Annotated in this window: 22 protein-coding genes; 15 read left to right on the forward strand and 7 right to left on the reverse strand. The window is 37.8% G+C overall.

What is annotated here, in order from left to right:
- Window positions 1-105: 105 nt before the first annotated feature.
- Window positions 106-1,656: a ferredoxin--nitrite reductase gene (locus tag H5968_RS12155; protein WP_187040165.1), complete on the reverse strand. Its 1,551-nt coding sequence runs from the start codon at window positions 1,654-1,656 to the stop codon at window positions 106-108.
- Between the two features lie 320 nt (window positions 1,657-1,976).
- On the opposite strand from H5968_RS12155, the gene H5968_RS12160 reads away from it, so the two are divergent.
- From H5968_RS12160 to H5968_RS12195, 8 genes are all read left to right on the forward strand, one after another.
- Window positions 1,977-2,273 carry a hypothetical protein gene (locus H5968_RS12160; protein WP_187040166.1) on the forward strand — a complete coding sequence of 99 codons (297 nt, stop codon included), beginning with the start codon at window positions 1,977-1,979 and terminating at the stop codon, window positions 2,271-2,273.
- 5 nt (window positions 2,274-2,278) lie between these two features.
- The gene (locus tag H5968_RS12165) at window positions 2,279-2,683 is read left to right on the forward strand and encodes a type II toxin-antitoxin system VapC family toxin (RefSeq protein ID WP_187040167.1); all 405 of its coding nucleotides are present in this window, start codon (window positions 2,279-2,281) and stop codon (window positions 2,681-2,683) included.
- Window positions 2,684-2,967: 284 nt separating this feature from the next.
- Complete coding sequence (locus H5968_RS12170; protein ID WP_096570511.1) at window positions 2,968-3,429, forward strand: DUF29 domain-containing protein; 462 nt, start codon at window positions 2,968-2,970, stop codon at window positions 3,427-3,429.
- A 269-nt stretch (window positions 3,430-3,698) separates the two neighbouring features.
- The gene (locus H5968_RS12175; RefSeq protein WP_096570509.1) at window positions 3,699-3,902 is read left to right on the forward strand and encodes a type II toxin-antitoxin system HicB family antitoxin; all 204 of its coding nucleotides are present in this window, start codon (window positions 3,699-3,701) and stop codon (window positions 3,900-3,902) included.
- Complete coding sequence (locus tag H5968_RS12180) at window positions 3,899-4,105, forward strand: type II toxin-antitoxin system HicA family toxin (protein ID WP_096570507.1); 207 nt, start codon at window positions 3,899-3,901, stop codon at window positions 4,103-4,105. The genes H5968_RS12175 and H5968_RS12180 overlap by 4 nt, the downstream gene beginning before the upstream one ends.
- Before the next feature lie 72 nt (window positions 4,106-4,177).
- On the forward strand, window positions 4,178-4,621 hold the full coding sequence (locus tag H5968_RS12185; RefSeq protein ID WP_096570505.1) for a ubiquinol-cytochrome c reductase iron-sulfur subunit: 444 nt from the start codon (window positions 4,178-4,180) through the stop codon (window positions 4,619-4,621).
- Between the two features lie 194 nt (window positions 4,622-4,815).
- Complete coding sequence (locus tag H5968_RS12190) at window positions 4,816-5,757, forward strand: LysR family transcriptional regulator (RefSeq protein WP_187040168.1); 942 nt, start codon at window positions 4,816-4,818, stop codon at window positions 5,755-5,757.
- 100 nt (window positions 5,758-5,857) lie between these two features.
- Window positions 5,858-6,892: an anthranilate phosphoribosyltransferase family protein gene (locus H5968_RS12195; protein WP_187040169.1), complete on the forward strand. Its 1,035-nt coding sequence runs from the start codon at window positions 5,858-5,860 to the stop codon at window positions 6,890-6,892.
- 50 nt (window positions 6,893-6,942) lie between these two features.
- Here the strand turns inward: H5968_RS12195 and H5968_RS12200 are convergent, their stop codons facing one another.
- The 4 genes from H5968_RS12200 to H5968_RS12215 form a co-directional block, all read right to left on the reverse strand.
- Window positions 6,943-7,845: an MBL fold metallo-hydrolase gene (locus tag H5968_RS12200; protein ID WP_187040170.1), complete on the reverse strand. Its 903-nt coding sequence runs from the start codon at window positions 7,843-7,845 to the stop codon at window positions 6,943-6,945.
- 11 nt (window positions 7,846-7,856) lie between these two features.
- On the reverse strand, window positions 7,857-8,240 hold the full coding sequence (panD, locus tag H5968_RS12205; protein ID WP_137666533.1) for an aspartate 1-decarboxylase: 384 nt from the start codon (window positions 8,238-8,240) through the stop codon (window positions 7,857-7,859).
- Between the two features lie 177 nt (window positions 8,241-8,417).
- Window positions 8,418-8,930 carry an inorganic diphosphatase gene (locus tag H5968_RS12210; RefSeq protein WP_096570496.1) on the reverse strand — a complete coding sequence of 171 codons (513 nt, stop codon included), beginning with the start codon at window positions 8,928-8,930 and terminating at the stop codon, window positions 8,418-8,420.
- A gap of 857 nt (window positions 8,931-9,787) precedes the next feature.
- Window positions 9,788-10,759 (reverse strand): DUF362 domain-containing protein, encoded by a 972-nt coding sequence (locus H5968_RS12215; RefSeq protein WP_187040171.1) that lies wholly within the window; start codon window positions 10,757-10,759, stop codon window positions 9,788-9,790.
- A gap of 266 nt (window positions 10,760-11,025) precedes the next feature.
- Here H5968_RS12215 and H5968_RS12220 point away from each other — a divergent pair, with 266 nt between their 5' ends.
- Window positions 11,026-12,672 (forward strand): alpha/beta hydrolase, encoded by a 1,647-nt coding sequence (locus H5968_RS12220; protein WP_187040172.1) that lies wholly within the window; start codon window positions 11,026-11,028, stop codon window positions 12,670-12,672.
- 98 nt (window positions 12,673-12,770) lie between these two features.
- Here H5968_RS12220 and H5968_RS12225 read toward each other — a convergent pair whose 3' ends face one another.
- Window positions 12,771-14,177, reverse strand: a complete 1,407-nt coding sequence (locus tag H5968_RS12225) for an aspartate ammonia-lyase (RefSeq protein ID WP_187040173.1) — start codon at window positions 14,175-14,177, stop codon at window positions 12,771-12,773.
- Window positions 14,178-14,292: 115 nt separating this feature from the next.
- Between H5968_RS12225 and H5968_RS12230 the strand changes: the two genes are divergently transcribed.
- The 3 genes from H5968_RS12230 (at window position 14,293) to H5968_RS12240 (ending at window position 16,242) form a co-directional block, all read left to right on the forward strand.
- Window positions 14,293-14,859, forward strand: a complete 567-nt coding sequence (locus tag H5968_RS12230) for a Uma2 family endonuclease (RefSeq protein ID WP_187040174.1) — start codon at window positions 14,293-14,295, stop codon at window positions 14,857-14,859.
- A gap of 118 nt (window positions 14,860-14,977) precedes the next feature.
- Window positions 14,978-15,490 (forward strand): CDP-diacylglycerol--glycerol-3-phosphate 3-phosphatidyltransferase, encoded by a 513-nt coding sequence (pgsA, locus tag H5968_RS12235; RefSeq protein WP_187040175.1) that lies wholly within the window; start codon window positions 14,978-14,980, stop codon window positions 15,488-15,490.
- Between the two features lie 26 nt (window positions 15,491-15,516).
- The gene (locus H5968_RS12240) at window positions 15,517-16,242 is read left to right on the forward strand and encodes a Uma2 family endonuclease (protein ID WP_187040176.1); all 726 of its coding nucleotides are present in this window, start codon (window positions 15,517-15,519) and stop codon (window positions 16,240-16,242) included.
- A gap of 137 nt (window positions 16,243-16,379) precedes the next feature.
- Here the strand turns inward: H5968_RS12240 and H5968_RS12245 are convergent, their stop codons facing one another.
- Window positions 16,380-17,312, reverse strand: coding sequence for an NAD-dependent epimerase/dehydratase family protein (locus H5968_RS12245; RefSeq protein WP_187040186.1), 933 nt, complete (start codon window positions 17,310-17,312; stop codon window positions 16,380-16,382).
- Window positions 17,313-17,784: 472 nt separating this feature from the next.
- On the opposite strand from H5968_RS12245, the gene H5968_RS12250 reads away from it, so the two are divergent.
- The 3 genes from H5968_RS12250 (at window position 17,785) to gmd (ending at window position 21,322) form a co-directional block, all read left to right on the forward strand.
- Complete coding sequence (locus H5968_RS12250; RefSeq protein ID WP_187040177.1) at window positions 17,785-18,924, forward strand: glycosyltransferase; 1,140 nt, start codon at window positions 17,785-17,787, stop codon at window positions 18,922-18,924.
- Between the two features lie 115 nt (window positions 18,925-19,039).
- Window positions 19,040-19,798, forward strand: coding sequence for a sugar transferase (locus tag H5968_RS12255; protein ID WP_137666546.1), 759 nt, complete (start codon window positions 19,040-19,042; stop codon window positions 19,796-19,798).
- Between the two features lie 444 nt (window positions 19,799-20,242).
- Entirely contained in the window at window positions 20,243-21,322 is a 1,080-nt protein-coding gene (gene gmd, locus H5968_RS12260; RefSeq protein WP_187040178.1) for a GDP-mannose 4,6-dehydratase, read from the forward strand.
- Window positions 21,323-21,405: the final 83 nt, after the last annotated feature.

Here is a 21,405-nt window from a genome sequence, read left to right on the forward strand (position 1 = left end):
CTCAGTTGTTCGATTTTAGATTTTGGATTTTAGATTTATGCTAATAGAAAATCATTGCCCAGGTTTGATTGGGGTTTTCAATGATGTCTATATTTTTCGGTTTATTTAATGGGAAATTAAGGCTTCTTCCCGAACTTTTGCACCGAAGTTTTGAATGAGTATTTCTTTTAATATGGGTTGTACATCTTCACAAGGAACGCTTTTTTGTACACAAGTTCCTAGTTTAGCATCTTTACCAACTTTTCCACCCATATAAATGTCAACACCTTCTACTGTTTGCCCATTTTTACGGACTTTTGTACCCATTAAGCCAATATCTGCTACTTGGGGTTGTCCGCAAGAATTTGGGCATCCTGTCCAATGAATACGGACGGGTTTTGATAATATTAATTCCCGTTCTAATGCTTTACTCATGGCAACGGCACGATTTTTTGTTTCTATTAATGCGAAGTTACAAAATTGTGCGCCTGTACAAGATACCACTGCTCGCATTAATAAACCAGGATTAACACCAAATTTATTTAACAATGGTTCAGTTAAAAATGTGTTTAAAGCTGAATCGGGAATATTAGGAATAATCGCATTTTGTTCAACTGTAAATCTAATTTCGCCACTGCCATAAACTTCACCTAACCGGGCAAGTTGAAACATATCATCAGCAGATAATCTACCGACAGGAATGTTTAAACCTGCATAATTTAATCCTGGTTGTTTTTGGGGATAAATCCCAATATGATCCCGTTTTTCCCAATCAATTTCGTCTTTTGGTGCTGCGGGCGTGAATGTTTTTCCCCAGCGTTTTTCTACTTCTGAACGGAATTTTTCTAAACCCCATTCATCAATTAACCACATTAATCTGGCTTTTTGACGGTTGAGTCGTAAACCATGATCCCGGAAAATTTCGACAATGGCTTTACATAAACTAACTACTTCTTCGGGTTTCACCCAAGCATTTAAAGGAATAGCTGCTTCACAACGTTTACCGGAGAAAAAACCACCGACTAAAACATTAAAACCAAATCCTTCTTTAAATGCTGGTACAAATGCTAAATCATTGATTTCTGCGTGAACTGAATTATCTTTTCCTCCAGTTACAGCAATGTTAAATTTACGAGGAAGATTGGTAAATTCTGGGTTTCCTTCACCTTTATTAGTCAGCATATCTTGAATTTGCTGTACTAATTCTCTGGTATCATACAACTCGTTAGCATCTAAACCAGCTACAGGATCACCTGTAATATTACGGATATTATCCATACCGGATTGGATGGCGGTCAAGCCAACGGTGTTAAATTTATTAAAGATGTCAGGAATATCTGAAAAATTGATCCCGCGAAGTTGTATATTTTGTCTGGTCGTGATATCTGCGCTGCCGTCGTCACCGTAACGCTGTATCACTTCTGCTAAAACATACATTTGACTGCTGGTGAGAATACCGTTAGGTATCCGCATCCGCATCATAAATTTTCCGGGTGTTACTGGACGAAAAAATACACCTAACCATTTTAGGCGATGGTTAAGGTCGTTTTCGTCCATTGCTTCCCAACCAATTTTCACAAATTCGCTGATTTCGTCTTTAACTGCAAGTCCGTCTTTTTCAGCTTTGAATTTCTCGAATTTATTCAGTTTTTCGGTGGTAGTTGCTGTTTCTGTCATTATGTTGTTTTTTGGGAACAGGACTGAGTTAATTGTTTATCCGTGTTCTTATCGATGCTGTACTTTCCACTTTTAAGAAAACAACTGATAGTAGTTTCCTGGTTGGTGGTTGTAGCAATTCGATATTGATAAATTAAGGTGAATTTTTATCACAATTCGTATAGCTTGTTACGAAATTTCTAGAATTATGCAGAAACCGGATATGGGTGTTGCGGGTTTTGCATAATCAATGGTTTTTATGGGTGCAAGTGAGGATAAACAGTAATCTTTAAAAATTTGATAGAATAGGAATAAATGATGATTTCAATGGAAGAAAGATTATGTTATTAACTCAAAATCAACAAGAATCTATGAAAGAAAGAATTGAGAAAGTTGTGAAGATTTTGATGGAAGAACGCCCGTTATTTAAGGAAGAATTAAATGCAGAGGAAATGGTGGAAGAGTTATGTAATTTATTTCAGCAAAACTTACCAATTGCGGAGTTTAATAGTATGGATTATCAGGAATTGAAGTCCCGTTGTAGTGGGATTATGACGACAGAAGCAGTAGCAGGGACATTAAATGAATTAACCCCCGAACAATTAGCAATTTTTGATGAAATGATTAAACGGAAGTAGCGAAAATGACTTATTTATTAGATACCAAGATTGTCTCCTTAGAACTGAAAAATAATCCCATAATTAAGCAAAAACTAAAACAATTTCAATCGCAAGAAGGATTATTGAGTATCAGTTGTGTTACTTACTTTGAAGTTAAAAGAGGCTTGTTTGCTGTTAACGCAACTAAACAATTAGAAAGATTTGATAATTGTTGTAAGGATTATCAAATCATTTTTTTGGATGATTTAGCAATTGTAGAAAAAGCAGCAGAAGTTCATGCGAATCTCAGGTTAAGAGGTTTACCTATTCAAACGGAAGATATTTTAATTGCTGCAACTGCTATTGTTAAGGGTTTTACTGTGGTTTCTAATGATAGTGATTTGTTGCGGGTTGATGGTTTAAAGATTGAAAATTGGCTAGATGAATAAGGAATTTTTTGTAGAGGTGAAGCAAAAGCTTAATGGTGTCAAATTAATTGAAAAAGAACATATTATTTGTTTGCTTCCGCACCCACCATGAAATGATAGCGAAGCGTGGCGTTAGCCATATTTCATGTGTGCATTTAATTTGTAAACTTGAACAGGCAAGATGCCTGTTCCACAGGAGCTAAGAATATGAGTATTATACAATTTAGCTGCGTAACAGCTTATCAATCATCTGAGTCGTTAAATTAAGGCTACAATAAAATAAATAGTAAAATCCTCACCAGTATATGGTTACATCAACACAACCCAAAACTCAAACCCTATACGATCAAGATTATTACCTGTGGATAAAAACAACTATCAACCAACTTCGCACAGGACAATTTTCTGCTGTTGATTTAGAGAACTTATTAGAAGAATTAGAAACTATGGGTAGAAGTCAGAAGCGAACAATTAAAAGTTTATTAATTAAGCTGCTTGTACATTTACTACAACTCAAATACTGGGAACAGGAAAGAGAACAAAATCAAGGACATTGGAAAGGTGAAATTAGAACATTTAGAATACAAATAAAAGATGAAATCAAAGATAGTCCTAGTTTAAAACCTTACATTTTAGAAATATTTGATGAATGTTATCAAGAGGCTAGAAAAGAAGCATCAGATCGTTCTCAACTTCCCCTTGATACATTCCCTGTTATTCCCATCAGTTCTTTAGAACAAATCTTAGATGAAAACTGGTTTCAGTGAAAATGATTAAAATGAGCGAATTTTCAAAGATTATCTAATTTCCTCCCCTGGTAATTACAAATTGCTGGGGATGTTGTACTGATTTTATTAATGGTTTAGAATCCTGGCAGAAAAGATATTTAGTTGAGAAAACCAAAGGTGAGAAAATATTGTTTTCAATGTTGCCTATGTTTAAGCAATATGTGAGAAATTATCATCAAAATTAACTGTTACAATTAACTTAACTACATTGTGCTATAATCATAATCCAATCAATTAACGGTAAAATCATGAAACTAAAAATCATTGTACATCAAGCAGAAGAAGGCGGATATTGGGCGGAAGTTCCTTCTCTTCCAGGTTGTGCTACTCAAGGAGATTCTTTTGAGGAACTTTTACAAAATTTATATGAAGCTATTGAAGGCTATTTATCAGTAGATATCAATGATATTCAACTACAAGATAATGCTAAGGTTTTAGAAATAGTTATATGAAATCAATGACGGGTAAGGAATTAGCTAAAATCTTGGAAAAACATGATTGGGTATTAATTAGAATCCAAGGAAGTCATCATATTTATGGTAAACCGGGTATGAATGTAAAAATATCTGTGCCTATTCATGGCAATAAAGATATTAAAATAGGATTACTAAGACATTTATTAAAACAAGCGGAATTATTTGATTATCTTGATTAAATTCACGACAAAAATTAATTTATGAGTAATAATAAACAATAGTCAAAAATCAAACCATAAATTACAGCATCTATGAAACGTCGTGAATTTTTCAACTGGGTAGGTTTAGGTTTATTAGCAAGTTCTTTACCTGTAGCGATCGCAGCTTGTACCACAGATACAACCACAACTGCATCTTCCCCTTCTCAGGGTGCTGCTAAAGACTGGCAAAAAATCGGTACTGTGGCAGACTTAGACAAAACAGGGCAATTATTAGTACCAAATTCCCCAGTAGGTGCAGTGTTGGTAGTTGGTACATCTAAAGCTGCAAAAAATTTAATTGCTGTTAACCCTACCTGCACTCATCAAGGTTGTACTGTTGCATGGAAAACAGATAAAAATCAGTTTGTCTGTCCCTGTCATGATGCAAAATTTGCCCGTGATGGTAAAGTGCAAGCAGCACCAGCCGAAAAACCACTAAGAACCTACCTGGCTAAAATTGAAAACGATTCTGTGTTTGTTAAACCAGCTTACTAAAGATTTTTATTACTCAATCAAGCATCAAGATGATTTTATTCTGTACGGGTTTAGCAATGCTAAACTCCTACTGAATTTTGACTGCGATATCAGAAATTTTTACAAAATTTTGTATCATAATCTACTAAAATAATGTAATCAACTTGTTAACTTTGTTAAGTTTATTAAAATTGAGAATGTAATTCCTGCTACCTATGCGTTTAGAGCAGTTACAAGCTTTTTTGGCGATCGCCCAAACTGGCAGTTTTCAACAAGCTGCTAAAAAATGTGGTGTCACCCAATCTACAATTAGCAGACAAATTCAAGGTTTAGAAGCAGATTTAGGTGTAGAACTGTTTCACAGAACCACCCACGCTAAACTCACATTGGGAGGTGAACGTTTACTTCCCCGTGTGCGGAAAATTTGCCAAGAATGGGATACAGCAATTTCAGAATTAACTGATTTAATGGCAGGAAAACAGCCAGAATTATGTATTGCTGCAATTCATTCTCTTTGTGCTTCTTATCTACCGCCAATTTTACAACAGTTTTGTCATGATTATCCAGAAGTGCAATTAAGAGTAACATCATTAGGAAGCGATCGCTCTCTCAAAGTCCTCAAAGATGGACTTGTAGATTTAGCAATAGTCATGCACAATCGCTTTTTGATCACTGGTAAAGAAATGGTGGTAAAAACATTATATGATGAACCCATAGAAGTATTAATAGCAGCAAATCATCCCCTGGCGAAATTTGCATCTATACCTTGGAATGAATTAATTAAATATCCCCAGGTAGTATTTAAAGATGGTTATGGAATGCAGCGTTTAATTCAAGATAGATTTGATAAACTAGGAATCAAATTACCCGCAGCTTTAGAAGTAAACACTTTAGATGCTTTTCGCGGAGTAGTTCGTCAAGGAGAGCTAATAGCTTTATTACCTTATTCAGCATTAATAGAAGCAAAGTTTGATCCTAGTCTTGCCGTCCGTCCCCTAGCCAATAATAGTAATTTAGGTGATAATTCTAGTTTGACTCGTCGCGTAGTCATGGTAACAACTCAAGACCGTTTACAAATTCCTCCTATTCAACATTTTTGGCAATTAGTAAGTGATAACATTCCCCCAAAATTAGAACAACAGCGCACAGCATCTTAATATTTTAGATTTTAGATTTTAGATTGGAAATAACTGAAGAAAATCCAAAATCCAAAATATAATCCCTATTCCCCATTCCCTATTCCCTATTCCCTAACTAATGACTAATACATTTAAAGAATTTATCCAAAAAGTCGGTAGCGGTAGTCATACTTCAGAAAATTTAACTCGCACTGAAGCTTATACCGCCATGAAAATGATGTTATTAGCTGAAGCTAAACCTGCACAAATTGGAGCTTTTTTAATTGCTCACCGTATGAAACGTCCCACAGGTGAAGAATTAGCAGGAATGTTAGATGCTTATTATGAACTAGGACCAAAATTACAACCAATTAATAATAATAAAATTCCCATTGTACTAGGTATTCCCTATGATGGTAGAACTCGCACTGCACCAATTAATATTATTACAGCTTTATTATTAGCATCTGCGGGACAACCTGTAATTATGCACGGAGGAATTCGCTATCCCACAAAATACGGTTTACCTTTAATAGAAATTTGGCAAAATTTAGGATTAAATTGGACTAATTTATCTCTAGAAAAAATCCAAGAAATATTTAATAAAACTCATCTTGGTTTTATTTACACACCTAACCACTTTCCCCTCACTAACGCTCTTTGGGAATATCGAGAACAATTAGGAAAACGTCCACCATTAGCGACAATGGAATTAATTTGGTGTCCTTATGCTGGTGATGCTCACATTATCGCCGGTTTTGTCCATCCACCAACTGAGGCTATGTTTCAAACTGCTTTAGATTTACAAGGCGTAAAAAAATATACCTTTGTCAAAGGTTTAGAAGGTAGTTGTGACTTACCACGCGATCGCACAGCCATTATTGGCGTGTCATCTTCCACAACACAAGAAATAGAAAGGTTACACCTTGCACCCCGTGAATATGGTTTTACCCCCAAAAACGTCCCCCTGGGTACAACCGAAGAACTCATCAAAGATATGCAGTCTGTTCTAGCTGGAAATGACAGCGAACTGATGCAAACAACTTTATGGAATGGAGGCTTTTACCTATGGCACTGTGGCATTTCTCCAGATATGCAAACAGGTATAGACAAAGCCAAAGAATTATTTAGCAGTGGTGTAGTCGCAGCTAAACTACAAGAGGTAATTGAATGAAGAATGAAGAATGGGGAACAAGTAATATTTATTCTGTAACCTGTAACCTGTCACCTGTCACCTACAGATAACACCATACCTTCACAAGCTAATAAAACATTAGGAAAAGCAGACTTAACTTCATCCTGAATTTTATCCAGAAAATAATCATCATCATCTGGGTGATGGTGAGATATAACCAATTTTTTCACATTAGCACTTTGCGCTAAATCTACTGGAGTTTTCCAGAGTAATTCAGCATATTCATGATTTTTATTGGTAGGCGGAGTATAAGTAGCATTAGTAACCAATAAATCAACACCTTGAATAATGGGCAAAATCTGGTTTTGCTCTTCTATATCAAGACTATTATGTAAATCTGTAGCGTAGGCAATACTGTGGTTTGCCCAATTTATCCTGTAACCAATTGATCTCTGAGTTTTATTAATTAGTGCGGTTGTAATTTTTACCTCACCTAACTCCACAGCATTACCAGGAGTCATGTTATAAAACAACAACTCTGATTGCATCATTTGTAAAGGGTAGGGAAAGTGAGGTTGGAGCATCTGATCACAGAGGCATTGTTTAATTGATGCACCATTGGAAGCAGCTGTACCGTAAATATGGAAGCAGTTGTCTGTAACAAATGCGGGGGCAAAAAAGGGAAATCCTTGGATACGATTTGATTGGGAGTTGGTAAAAAATAAATGGGCTTCTAGTACCTGTTGTTGTTGCCAAGTTTTTCCCAAAATGCGTAAACCAGTACCTCCATCAAAAATCAAGCGTTTTCCTCCTACGTATATTTCTACACAAGCAGTATTACTACCATAGCGGCAGGTGTGACTGTTTGGGGTAGGAATTAAACCTCGTACACCCCAAAATTTAACCCAAAACTCCCCAGCAGGGTGATTGAGCGGAGGAGTTAATTGATCATTGACGTAGTTTTGGGAATCAGAACGCTCAAGATTTGACATTTTCCTTGAACTTAGAGCTTACTGAGCAGATCATCGTAGTTTCTTACTTCTAACATCCGGTTTTTTTCGTCCACAATGACAACTGTAGGAGAGTAATGTTTTAACTCCTCTAGTGTAAACTGCCCGTAAGCCATTATAATCAAGCGATCGCCTATAATGCCTAGCCTTGCGGCCGCTCCATTTAACTCAATGATTCCTGAGTTAGCTGGAGCCGAAATTGCATAAGTAATAAAACGCTGGCCATTAGCATTATTAACTACTTGTACTTGTTCATAGGGTAAAATACCAGCTTTATCTAAAAGAACTTGATCGATACTGATACTACCCACATAGTTAATATTTGCCCCTGTGAGGGTACAGTTATGAATTTTAGCCAAAAGGAGAGTGCGCTGCATTTCGTTTTGGGTTGTTCCGCAACAACCGGGAGTAGTTTTATTCTATTAAACAGGTTTGTGGTTGGTAATGGGTGATTGGTAATTGGTGATTGGTAATTGGTGATTGGGAAGAATGAATTTATTACCCATTACCCATTACCTATTACCCATTACCCATTACCCATTAACCATCATTTATTATTTTTTAGCAGCAGCGATGCACTTTTCGACTAAGGGTGCAACCCTGTCTACATCCTGCCAACCGAGAATTTCTGTTACTTTTTTCTCCAAATTTTTGTAAGAACGGAAAAATTCAGCAATTTCTTCTAAACGGTGGGGATGGATGTCTTTGAGGGAGTTTACATTGGCATAACGTGGATCTTTGGCAGGAACACAAAGAATTTTTTCATCGCGATCGCCACCATCAATCATTTCCAAAAAACCAATTGGTCTTGCAGGAATTATACAACCTGGAAAAGTTGGTTCATCCATTATCACCATCCCATCCAGAGGATCACCATCATCAGCTAAGGTGTTGGGTATAAAGCCATAGTCATAAGGGTATTTTACCGAAGAATAAAGCACCCGGTCTAGGGCAAAAGCGTTTAAATCCTTGTCAAATTCGTATTTATTTTTACTCCCACCTGCTATTTCAATCAAAACATTAATCACACCCGGTTTAGGTTGGGCAGGAATAAGAGATAAATCCACAACAAAACTCCTTCGCTTATAGTGAGAATCCAGGTAGCACGCAGTTTGGCTCCCCGTGTTAGATTTTAGGACAATTGTGCATCTGTTCCCAAGGCTTTAGGCAAAAAATACAGATCCCCGACTTCTGGGAGAAATCAGGGATCTGCTAATGTATGGTTAAATTAAAATTGCTACAGCACAACTAAACTGGATGTAGAAACAGTTATTTATTGCTTCTGGCTAAATCGTATGTCAGGGTTGACGGATGATGATTGGGAACAATAGGTGAAGAATAGTGGGAAATGATAAATACAGGTAGGGTCAGGGTCACGAGTGCGATCGCCGTTCCCACAATGTCTGCCACACGTTGGGAATATGTGTCGGGAGGTTTGGCAGACTGGCTATTTGAATTCATACAAAAAATTTTTTTGTTCCTATCACTTGTAGTTATACTCTCTTTCAGAGAGTTTCATTTCTATTTTAGCTATTTTTCTCAAGTCAAGCTGCTAACTTTAAAGAAACTTATCCTGTTGCAAAAATGGCATAGGAGCTTTTTATACATGGCATTTTTGTTACAAATGAAATATCAAATATCTGCTTCTTCATGGAGTAATTAATATTTTCCGGAAATTCGTTTAACTACATCAAAATCACTTGATTTAGTGATCGTAGTCACAGAATTATTAATTTTATTGTGCATTTACAGCAATTTTAGATTTTAGATTTTAGATTTTAGATTTTCTCGTTCCCAGTCTCAGACTGGGAATGCAATATAGAGGCTCGGCCTCTGATTTTACCAAAGGCAGAGCCTTTGAAAATTCATTCCCATACAGAGTATAGGAACGAGAAGCGAGAAAATTTAGGATATGTTTGAGCTTTTATCCTTTAGCATAAGCATCCATTGGTTCTTTAATAAACCGAATATAAAGATGCCTAAAAGTGGATTTAATTACACGAGGCATAGCAAAATCAATTGGCATTAAGTTATCAGGTAAACGCCAATCTTCTATTTGCAAAAGTTCAGGAGTTAAATTAGGAAAATCAATTTCACTTAATTCTGGACAAATACCCAATCTTTGAGAAGCTGCAATAGTGGGAACTTGTAAAGGATCAACCTTGAGAATTTCTAACATTGCCCGATCTAAAGCAAACACATTATCCGATCCTGCTAAAACACCTAAATCACGAGGTTCACCACCACTAGGACCATTACCTTCATGACCAACAATACCATCTAAAATTGTTAAAGTAGGGTTAATTGCTCTAGCAGTTTCTACCAACATTTCTCCAAACCTTGTGGTATCTTTCCCCGCCTCAAAATGCCACCAAGCTTTCATTTTTCCAGGCACACAACCAAAGAGATTTTTCACACCCAAAGTTACAGTTAATTGCATATGAGATTTAACTTTGGGTAAGTTAATAATAACATCTGCTTCCATGGCTTCTTTTGATAATAGCAGATGATTAAAATCATTATTCACAGTTTGATAACGTTTACCGTGAAATTCCACAATAGGAATATTCAACTCTTCTACAATTGGTAATAAACCATTAGCTGTAGCGACACCTTTAGCACTACCAAAAGCGGGACTATCTCCCAAAAATGGTTTACCTCCCACTTCCATCACCATTTCAGCCACAGCGCGGACTAATTCTGGGCGTGTGGTACATTCTTTAGTAGGACGAGAACCGGTGAGTAAATTAGGTTTTAAAAGTACGCGATCGCCCCTTTTCACAAAAGCTGCTATTCCCCCCAAAGGTTCTAATAGCGTGGTTAAGGATTCTCTTAAAGCATCTTGTTCGTAAGATTTAGCCCGAATTAAACTAACGGCTGGTTTTGGTGTCTGCATAATTCATTAATAATTGCGTTAATATATCACAATATAGACTATTTTTAGCTAAAATTCAGGTAAGAGGGAAACAATATATAACACTATGTGAACTATAATTACTGATATTGGTACTTTGAGAGATTCCTCCTTTACCGTCAGTAATGATGGTATTGCTATCGTTAGAGTTCGAGCTTTGTCAATCAATGCTCTCCAAATGTTCAGCGTAAATGAATCAGATAAGTTAACTATCTTTGACAATAATTAAACTGGAGTCGTATACCAAGATGTTTACAGGGAAAAGCTGGCAGAAGTTGAAAATATTTGCAGGTGCATTTTGTGTTATTGCTGTAACACCGTTTTGTGAAGTTAACACCTCTGCAATGGCCGCAGATACAGTAATTATCCGCTATGGTCCTCTAAAAGAATCTGTATCCTTAGCAGAGTTGAAAAAAGCTGTGGAAACTGGCAAATTACCAGATAGTTTAGAACTTTACACCAAAAGAATGACCGAGGAGCAACGCCAGTTTTTACTGGGAGGATTGAAAAACACAATCCCCATCAATGTTGTAACTTTAGATAGATTAATCAATACACAAATTGGTACGACTATTCTCAGTGATATCTCTACGGCTATTAGTCGTAAGGATCAAGCCGGGGTAAAGGCCATAAAGGCGGGATTAATTTTAGGGGCTAATTCCCCGCAAGGCTTATCTGTCCTCAGTTTTATTGAGGCGTATCCTAGTAAGCACTTACAAATTAATTTGCCCCAGGCGATTAATGTACTGCGGAATTTGAATAGTGCCTTTTTCCGCACCCAGCAGTTTATGTTGGCGATCGCTCCCCTGCTTAACCCCACAGAAGTGAAATTTAATTCTGCCTTAGACCCTGCGGAAGCAGGAAAAGCAGAAGTACAAACACTTAGCTTAAGTTACAACGACCAAAAGCGACAACGACAAATTCCCGTAGACATTTACTTTTCAACTACGGCAACGGTCAATAAACCCCTAATTGTTTTTTCTCATGGTTTGGGTTCAGTGGGTACTGACTTGCGTTATTTAGCAAAACATTTGGCTTCCCATGGATATGTAGTTGCAGCCCCAGAACATCCTGGAAGTAATGAAGCTAGTAGCAATGCAGCTTACCAAGGTAAAAAACGACTGGTTGAACCCCAAGAATTTTTAGACCGCCCCCGTGATATTAGTTTTATCCTGGATGAATTGGAAAAGCTCAATCAATCACCTAATAATCCCTTACAAGGTAAGCTGGCCACTAATAATGTCATGGTTGTGGGTCATTCCTTTGGAGGTGGTACTGCTTTGGCATTAGCAGGAGGTGAGTTACAAATTGATCACCTCAAACAAAAGTGTCAGCGGAACTTGGTCCAAGGGAGTTTAGGTGAGGTGGTGCAATGTGTAGCCCAAGAATTACCAGAAAAAACCTATCAATTGCGAGATGGGAGGGTGAAACAGGCGATCGCTCTTAATCCCATATCATCTCTGATGTTTGGTGATAGTGGTTTAGCTAAAATACAAATCCCCACATTAGTTTTCGCCAGTTCCGCAGATAAAACCACCCCCGCCTTAACAGAACAAGTCCTGAGTTTTGCTAAAATTCGTTCCCCAAAATGGTTAGTAGGTGTAATTGGGGCTAGTCATTTAAGTGTCAAAGACCCTGATTTTACCGTAGATCAAAGTTACATTCCCGATACTCCCATCTTGAGCCGAGAAATTACTGGTGAACAGGCTAAAGATGTGCGTAAATTTCTCTGTGCTATTACCCTCGCCATGGCTGCACAATTAACCCCTGAAGCTAGTCAATATGCGCCTTTTCTCACGTCTGAATATGCTCAAATCGCCTCAACTCGTCTTTTCCCATTTCGCATAGTCCGAGAACTTCCTCCTCAAGTTCTGGAAATGATGGCGGGTCAGTAGGTATCTGAGTATATCAAATGATTCCTACAAATGATGATAAACTTTAACTTGTATGGGGGTTTAGCATTGCTAAACCCCTACCCAAAACCCCTACCTGGTTATAAAGGTATAATCGCACTCATTTGTTCTAAATCTAAAACAGAAGCTAATTCTTCCTCAGTCATTAAACCCTTTTCCAGAACAATTTGCCGGAGAGACTTTCCTGTTTCCAAAGACTCCTTAGCGACAGCAGCAGCATTAAGATAACCGATGTGAGTATTTAAAGCAGTAACTAATGCTAAACTACCTTCAGCGTAACCCAAGCATCTTTCTTTGTTAGCAGTAATTCCTTGAATACAACTGTTAGTTAAAGCCGCAATTGTATTACCTAAAATTTCCATGCTGTGAATTAAATTATAGGCAATAAGAGGCATCATCACATTTAATTCTAATTGTCCTGCTTGTGCTGCTAAGGCGATCGCGCTATCATAACCCATCACCTGAAAACATACCATTGATGTCATCTCTGCCATTACGGGATTATACTTACCTGGCATAATAGAAGAACCTGGTTGCACTGGGGGTAGTTGAATTTCCTTAAACCCGGTTTTGGGTCCAGAGTCCATCAAACGCAGGTCATGGGAGATTTTAACTAGATCCTGAGCTAAATTTCGCACAGCACCGGAAACATTCACAAACGCACCCATACTTTGCATTGCGGCCATTAAATGGGGTGCAGGCTCTAAAGGTATTTCTAATAGTTGGGAAAGCGTCTCTACTACCCGTTTCCGGTATTCAGGATGGGTATTCATTCCTGTACCGGCTGCACTTCCACCTAAACCGAGAACCATCAAATCACCGGAAGCGGTGTATAATCGGTTTTGATGTTCGCTGAGAATGTGCGCCCAAGCGCGGAAGTTTTCACCCAAACGCACGGGTACAGCATCCTGTAAATGGGTTCTTCCAGATTTCACGATATCGTAAAATTCCACCGCTTTTGCTTCTAAGGTAGAAATTGCAGTTTCTAAAGCAGGGTGTAGAGTTTGGGAAAGTGCTAATAAACCACCGATGCGGATAGCGGTAGGGATGACATCGTTGGTAGACTGACCATAGTTAACATGATCATTAGGACTAACTCGTTTATAATTACCCTTTTCATCTCCCAAAATTTCTAAAGCGCGGTTTGCGAGAACTTCGTTAATGTTCATGTGGTGAGATGTTCCTGCACCTGCTTGGTAAACATCAACTACGAACTGATCACGGAGTTTACCGGCTAAAATTTCATCAACTGCTTGAATGATAGCTTTGCTAATATCTGCGGGAATACAATTTAATTCACCATTGACGATAGCGGTAGCTTTTTTGATATATAAACCTGCGTTGACGTAGGTGGGTAAAGGTTGTAAACCACTGATGGGAAAATTTTCAACAGCGCGTTGAGTTTGAATACCATAATAGACGTTATTGGGTATTTGGCGATCGCCCATCGAGTCCCGTTCAATGCGAAAATCTGTATTGTTAGTCATAGTGTGTCGTAGGTTATCTGAAAATACAGATCATCCCATGTGAGGATGCTAAAAGCCTAATTTAGCAATCTTTTTTAGGATAAACTTGGGTTAAATACTAAAAGGTAAAAATATTATGGTAACAACACCCACCCGTAAATTAACTTTAGCAGAATTTTTACAACTACCAGAAACCAAACCAGCAAGCGAATATATTAACGGAGAAATAATTCAAAAACCCATGCCACAAGGTAAACATAGCATTATTCAAGGTGAGTTAGTGACTACTGTTAATAGTGTAGTTAAACCTCAAAAAATTGCTTTAGCATTTCCAGAGTTAAGATGTACATTTGGGGGACGTTCCATAGTTCCTGACATAGCGGTATTTGCATGGGATAGAATACCCATAGATGAAAAAGGTAATATTGAAAATGCTTTTAATACCCATCCAGACTGGACAATTGAAATTCTTTCTCCAGAACAAAGTATAGCCAAACCCACCAAAAATATTTTACATTGTTTAAATCATGGTACTAGCTTAGGTTGGTTAATTATTCCCGAAGAATATAATATCATAATTTATCCCCAAAACCAACAACCAATTTATTTAGAAAATGAAACAGACATATTACCAGTTCCCGAAATAATGAAAGATTTACATTTAACATTAGGAGAATTATTTGAATGCTTAAAATTAAAATAGATAAAAAATATTCCCGACTTATTATAAAACCTCTTTGTGTTCTTTGCGTACTTTGCGGTTCGTTCATAAAAAACCTGTAATAAAACGAAAAAACCGAAAATAACAAACTTTAAAAATCATGAACATACCAAACACAATCACCTTTTCCCGACTCATAGGAATACCATTTTTATTATATGGCTTATATATTCCCACACCCCAAGCTAAATGGGTCTGTTTAACCATCTTTTTAATAGCAGCATTAACAGACTGGTTAGATGGATATTTAGCCAGAAAACTGAACCAAATTACAGACTTAGGAAAATTTCTAGATCCATTAGTAGATAAACTCTTGGTACTAGCACCATTATTAGTATTAGTAGAACTAGGAAAAATCCCAGCTTGGGGAGTATTTATAATATTAGCACGAGAATTAGCCATAGCAGGTTGGCGTGTTAATCAAACCACTATCAGCGGTGCGAATATTTGGGGTAAATTAAAAACAGTCAGTCAAATTATCGCCATAGCTTTACTCATAGCACCTTTATCAGCAGCTTGGCAAATTCCGGCTTTGATTGCCTTTTGGATATCTATAATATTAACAGTAATTTCGGGAATAATTTATCTAATACCAGCAAAACAAGAACACTAAACAAGAACAAATCAAGGATAAATAATATGTATCAAACAGATCCACCAATTCCTGCTCAAGAAACCCTCCCTACCATGTATGATCTTCCTAGTGAGTACGTGGAGGATGCAGGGTTGCCAGACGAATTTCATCTTTTACAACCAAGACTGTTAACAGATACCTTTTCACCTCCTAATTATCCCCCAGATCAGGTATTTGTAGCGTCAGATTTAAATCTTTATTATGATACTCGTAATCCATTATGGTATAAAAGACCTGATTGGTTTGCGGTGGTTGGTGTTTCTCGTTTGTTTGATCAACGAGAATTACGTTTAAGTTATGTAATGTGGCAAGAAATCATTGCTCCTCTTGTCATGGTAGAATTATTATCACCAAAAACAGAGAAAGAAGATTTAGGCAGAACTTTGAGAGAAGTTAACCAACCGCCTACAAAATGGGAAGTGTATGAAAGAATTGTCAGAGTACCTTATTATATTATTTTTGATAGATACACTGATAAATTACAAGCATTTCAATTAGTGGCAGATCGCTATGAAGAAATAGATGTGAGTTCTGGTAAAATTTGGATGCCAGGAATAGAGTTAGGTTTGGGACTTTGGCAAGGCAGCTTTGAAGGTATTGAACGTTTATGGTTACGCTGGTATGATAGCACGGGAAACTGGGTTCTTACCCCTGTGGAAAAGGAAAGAAAACGGGGTGATAAATTAGCGGCAAAGTTACGAGAATTGGGAATTAATCCTGATGATTTGTAATTACAGGTGACAGGTGACAGGTGACATTTAAGAGGGAATAGAGAATAGGAATGTTCTTTATCCTGACTCCTGACTCCTGACTCCTGACTCCTGACTCCTGACTCCTGACTCCTGACTCCTGACTCCTGACTACTAAATTAAACAGCTTTCAAAATCTCATCATCTACAGAAAAATCAACTTCTGTTTTATCTTGTCCACTGGCTAAATAATCATTGTTTAAAGAATCTTGTAAACCAGAAATTAAATCATATTCCGGTTGCCAATTTAAATCTGTCATCGCTTTATTTACCGATGCAAAAAAGTGTTGTACCCGCATGGGGAAAGCTTTACGTTTACCAAAATCAAACTTTTTGGGATCGTAATGTACTATTTTAAGATCAGCGGCAGATTTACCAGCAGCGATCGCACAAGCACGGGCTAAACCATCAAAAGTGACAAAGCGATCGCCTGACACATTATAAATCTCACCAATGGCTTTTTCATTACCAATCACCTGTAACATCGCCTGTGCTAGATCCTTAACATGACCTAACTGGGTAATGTGCATCCCATTTCCAGGAATAGGAATCGGGCGATCGCGGACAATTCTATCAAAAAACCAGCTTTCCAAAGGGTTATAATTCTGAGGTCCGTAAATATAAGTTGGACGAATGGAAGTAAAAGGAATGCCTAACTGTTGTAAATAAGCTTCCGTTTCATGCTTACCCTTGTGACGACTTTTCGGATCAACAGCATCACCTTCAATGTGGGGCATTTGATCAGACTTTAAATATACCCCAGCCGAACTCATATAAACAAAATGCTTCACCCTACCATGAAAAATTTCCGCCAAGGGTTGAGTATCAGCCAGTTCCCGACCATTATTGTCAAAAATGACATCAAAACTTTCCTGCGATAACTTATCCTTTAACTGAGTTGGGTCAGTGCGATCGCCTATAATCTGTCCTACACCATCAGGTGCGGGATGATTACCTCGATTAAACAAAACCACCTCATGGCCAGCTTTTACCAGCAGTTGAGTCAAGTAGACACCGATAAACCGAGTCCCACCAATAACCAGAATACGCATAAAATCCCAAATCCTTATAAACACAGGTGACAAAACACCCCTATTGTTGAGATTATCAGGTAATTGGTGACTGGTGATTGGTAATTGGGGACTGGGTATTGACACTCTGCGCTCCTTTAGGATCGCAGATTCTTAGTTCAACGAGTCCACTTAGCTGAGATCCCTTACGGTGTCTAACAAGCGATGAATCATAAAACTCTTGTGGTGCGGGCATCTTGCCCGCTACTGGTGTACTTCACTTATATGAAATCTGCTGTAAATATGTCATAGCTAATATAGGACTCCTATTTGATTTTTGAACAAACTCAGTAAACCTTTATTACTTCTTTTCTGTTCCCTATTTCCTTTTCCCCGCCTCTACGAGTAAATTCATAAATCAAACCGAATTGCTATAGGTAATTAATTATATTTTTCCCAGTCCCTAGTCCCCAGTCCCCAGTCACCAGTCACCAGTCACCAGTCCCCAATTAATATGTCTTCAAAATATGCCTTAGTTCATGAGTGGCTAACACCTAAAGCCACAGGAGGTTCAGAACTCGTAGTCAAGGAAATATTAAATCATGTAGATGCTGATTTATATGCCTTAATAGATTTTGAATCTACCAACCCAGAAAGTTATCTTTACCAGCGTCAGATAGGCAAAACCTTTCTGCAACATTTACCCTTAGCCCGTCAAGGGGTACAAAAATATTTACCATTGTTACCATTAGCAATCGAACAGTTAGATTTGCGTCAATATGAGGTAATTTTATCTTCATCCCATGCAGTAGCGAAAGGAGTCCTCACCACTCCAGATCAACTGCACATTTGTTATTGCCATAGTCCAATGCGTTATGCTTGGGACTTGACCTTTGATTATCTCAACCAAAGCAAACTAGGAAAAGGTGGAATTGGATGGGTCACAAAATACTTATTGCATAGTTTACGTCAATGGGATGTATTGAGTGCCAACCGCGTTGATTACTTTATCGCCAACTCCCAGCATACAGCCCGCAGGATTTGGCGTTGCTATCGCCGAGAAGCAAAAGTCATTTACCCACCAGTAAACATCGAAAACTTGCCCTTCTGCGCTGAAAAAGAGGATTTTTATCTGATCGTTTCCCGATTGGTGACTTATAAACAAGTATCCTTGATTGTTCAGGCTTTTAATCAACTCAAACGACCATTGGTGGTGATTGGTATAGGACCGCAAATGAAACAACTGCAAGCGATCGCCAGTCCTCATATCCAAATACTCGGATGGCAACCTGAGGATATGGTAAAAACCTATATGGCTCGTGCCAAAGCTTTTGTATATGCAGCTTGTGAAGATTTTGGCATTGCCTTAGTAGAAGCACAAGCTTGTGGTACTCCTGTTATTGCTTATGGTGCTGGTGGTGCTTTAGAAACCGTGCGAGATATTCGCACTTGTATGGACACCGGAACAGGTATATTCTTTAAAGAACAAACAGTAGCAGCTTTGGTGGAGGCCGTAGAAAAGTTTGAAGTCAATCAGGATTTTTTAAAATCTGAGTATATAAAATTACACGCTAGTCAGTTTTCGAGACAGGTTTTTGCAGATCGTTATCTCGATTTCCTGAATCAGTGTCAAGAAAAAAGACCTTCCCTGTAATAATATTCAGGATTTTTGTATTTATTTTCCAAGCTTTTGGGAATTTCCCCCCAGAATCACTGCCTTTTAGCTTTAAGATTGGGACTATGTGTGGTGTGGATTATTAAGGAGTATGATGACTGCCCAGAGTTCACTTCTCTCCGGCAAGCGATACCCACGTAAAGATGCTAATGCCTCGACGCATACTTTAGTCAAACGTGGTCAAAAATCAAAACCGCCCAAGATCAAACCCAGAGGTTTATCTGATCAGGGTTTAAACGGAGAGTTAGCCAAACGACTGTTCGATATTGCATTTTCTTTGTCGGTTTTGATCTTGTTTTTCCCGATATACATAATCTTGGCCTTACTGATTGCTGTAAGCTCACAAGGTCCAATTTTTTATATCCAAGAACGAGTTGGTAAAAACTATCGTCCCTTTAAATGTATCAAATTCCGCACAATGGTAACAAATGCGGATGAAATACTCGCCCAAATGATGGAAACTTCCCCAGAGTTACGTCAAGAATTTACCAGCACTTTTAAACTGAAAAAAGACCCCCGGATCACCAAAATTGGTCACTTACTGCGAATTACCAGCTTAGATGAATTTCCCCAATTTTGGAACGTTTTAAAAGGGGATATGAGTGTAGTAGGTCCTCGCCCCCTAGTAGCGGAAGAATTGTCCAAATATGGCTCTCATATTAATGAAGTTTTAACCATTCGTCCAGGCATTACTGGATTATGGCAAGTATCTGGACGTAATGATATACCTTACCCCCGGCGAGTCCAAATAGACCTACACTATGTTAAATTCAGAAATTTTTGGCTAGATTTATGGATCATCTTGAAAACCATTAATGTGGTAATCATGCCTAAAAATAACGGGGCTTATTAACGCCCTATGGCTAACGCCACACTCCCCTATCAGGAGTATGGCTAATGCCAAACCCCGCACTTCAGCAGTTAGTTCAGCAACCTAATACAACCACTGGCTTAATCAAAAAATGCTACAACTTTTATTGTTAACTTGATTAATTCTTCATATAAATCTATAGTTTATTTGGTTTTTGCCAATCTCAGAAAAATTATTAGAAAAAAGCCTGAAACCCCTTGAGATCAAGTTTTGGATCTTGGCAGACAAACTTAACCGCTTTGTTTTTATAGATAATGGAAACCTAACTTGTTAAAATGGTTTTTCTTAAGTATAGTAGTTAACATTTGAGCTTTAATAGCAACTAAGACTTGTATGTTTAAAATCAGGCAATTTTAGCAATGAGTTGCTAATTTATCTAGTATTGCCTGTCAATTTTACAACTTCAACAACAAGAGATAATTGGGAATGACAGAAAAAAAACGAGCGTTGATTACTGGTATCACAGGTCAAGATGGTTCTTACTTGAGCGAATTTTTACTAGAACAAGGTTATGAAGTTCACGGAATTATCCGCCGTACCTCCACCTTTAACACAGATCGCATTGATCACATTTACGAAGATCCACATAAAGAAGGTGTAATATTATTTCTACACTACGGCGATTTAACTGATGGTACTACCCTGCGCCGCATTTTAGAAGAAGTTAAACCCACAGAAATTTATAATTTAGGCGCTCAATCTCACGTTAGAGTTAGTTTTGATTCTCCTGAATATACAGTAGATGCTGTAGGGATGGGAACTCTTCGTTTATTAGAAGCCATCCGCGACTACCAACACCGCACAGGGATTCAAGTACGGTTCTATCAAGCCGGTTCTTCGGAAATGTATGGCTTGGTGCAAGCAGTCCCCCAAAGTGAAACAACACCTTTTTATCCCCGCAGTCCCTACGCTTGTGCAAAAGTTTATGCTCACTGGCAAACTGTAAATTATCGAGAATCTTATAACTTGTTTGCTTGCAACGGTATTCTTTTTAACCATGAATCACCTCGCCGGGGTGAAACATTTGTTACTAGAAAAATCACTAGAGCCGTTGCCCGTATTGTCGCTGATAAGCAAAAAGTATTATATATGGGTAATTTAGATGCTAAACGTGATTGGGGTTATGCCAAAGATTACGTTAGAGCAATGTGGCTGATGTTGCAACAAGATCAGCCCGATGATTACGTTATTGCTACAGGGGAAACTCACTCAGTACGGGAATTTTTGGAATTAGCATTTGGTTATGTTAATCTCAACTGGCAAGATTATGTTGAATTTGATCAACGCTATCTCAGACCAGCAGAAGTAGATTTGTTAATTGGTGATCCTACAAAAGCACGACAAAAGTTAGGTTGGCAACCTTCTGTAAGCTTCAAAGAACTTGTTTCTTTAATGGTAGAAGCTGACTTACAAGCCCTTGGGCATACTTCTCCTAATGGCAATGGTTCAAAACAACCCCAAGATATTGCTACTATCCGTCAAGAATTAGGAACTCTGCATTTTTAAGGGAATAGGAAATAGGGAACTCTTAACAGGGAATAGTTATAAATATAATATTCTGAACTCCTGACTCCTAATTTATTCAAATT

This window comes from Sphaerospermopsis sp. LEGE 00249 (assembly GCF_014299995.1).
Taxonomy (GTDB): domain Bacteria; phylum Cyanobacteriota; class Cyanobacteriia; order Cyanobacteriales; family Nostocaceae; genus Sphaerospermopsis; species Sphaerospermopsis kisseleviana.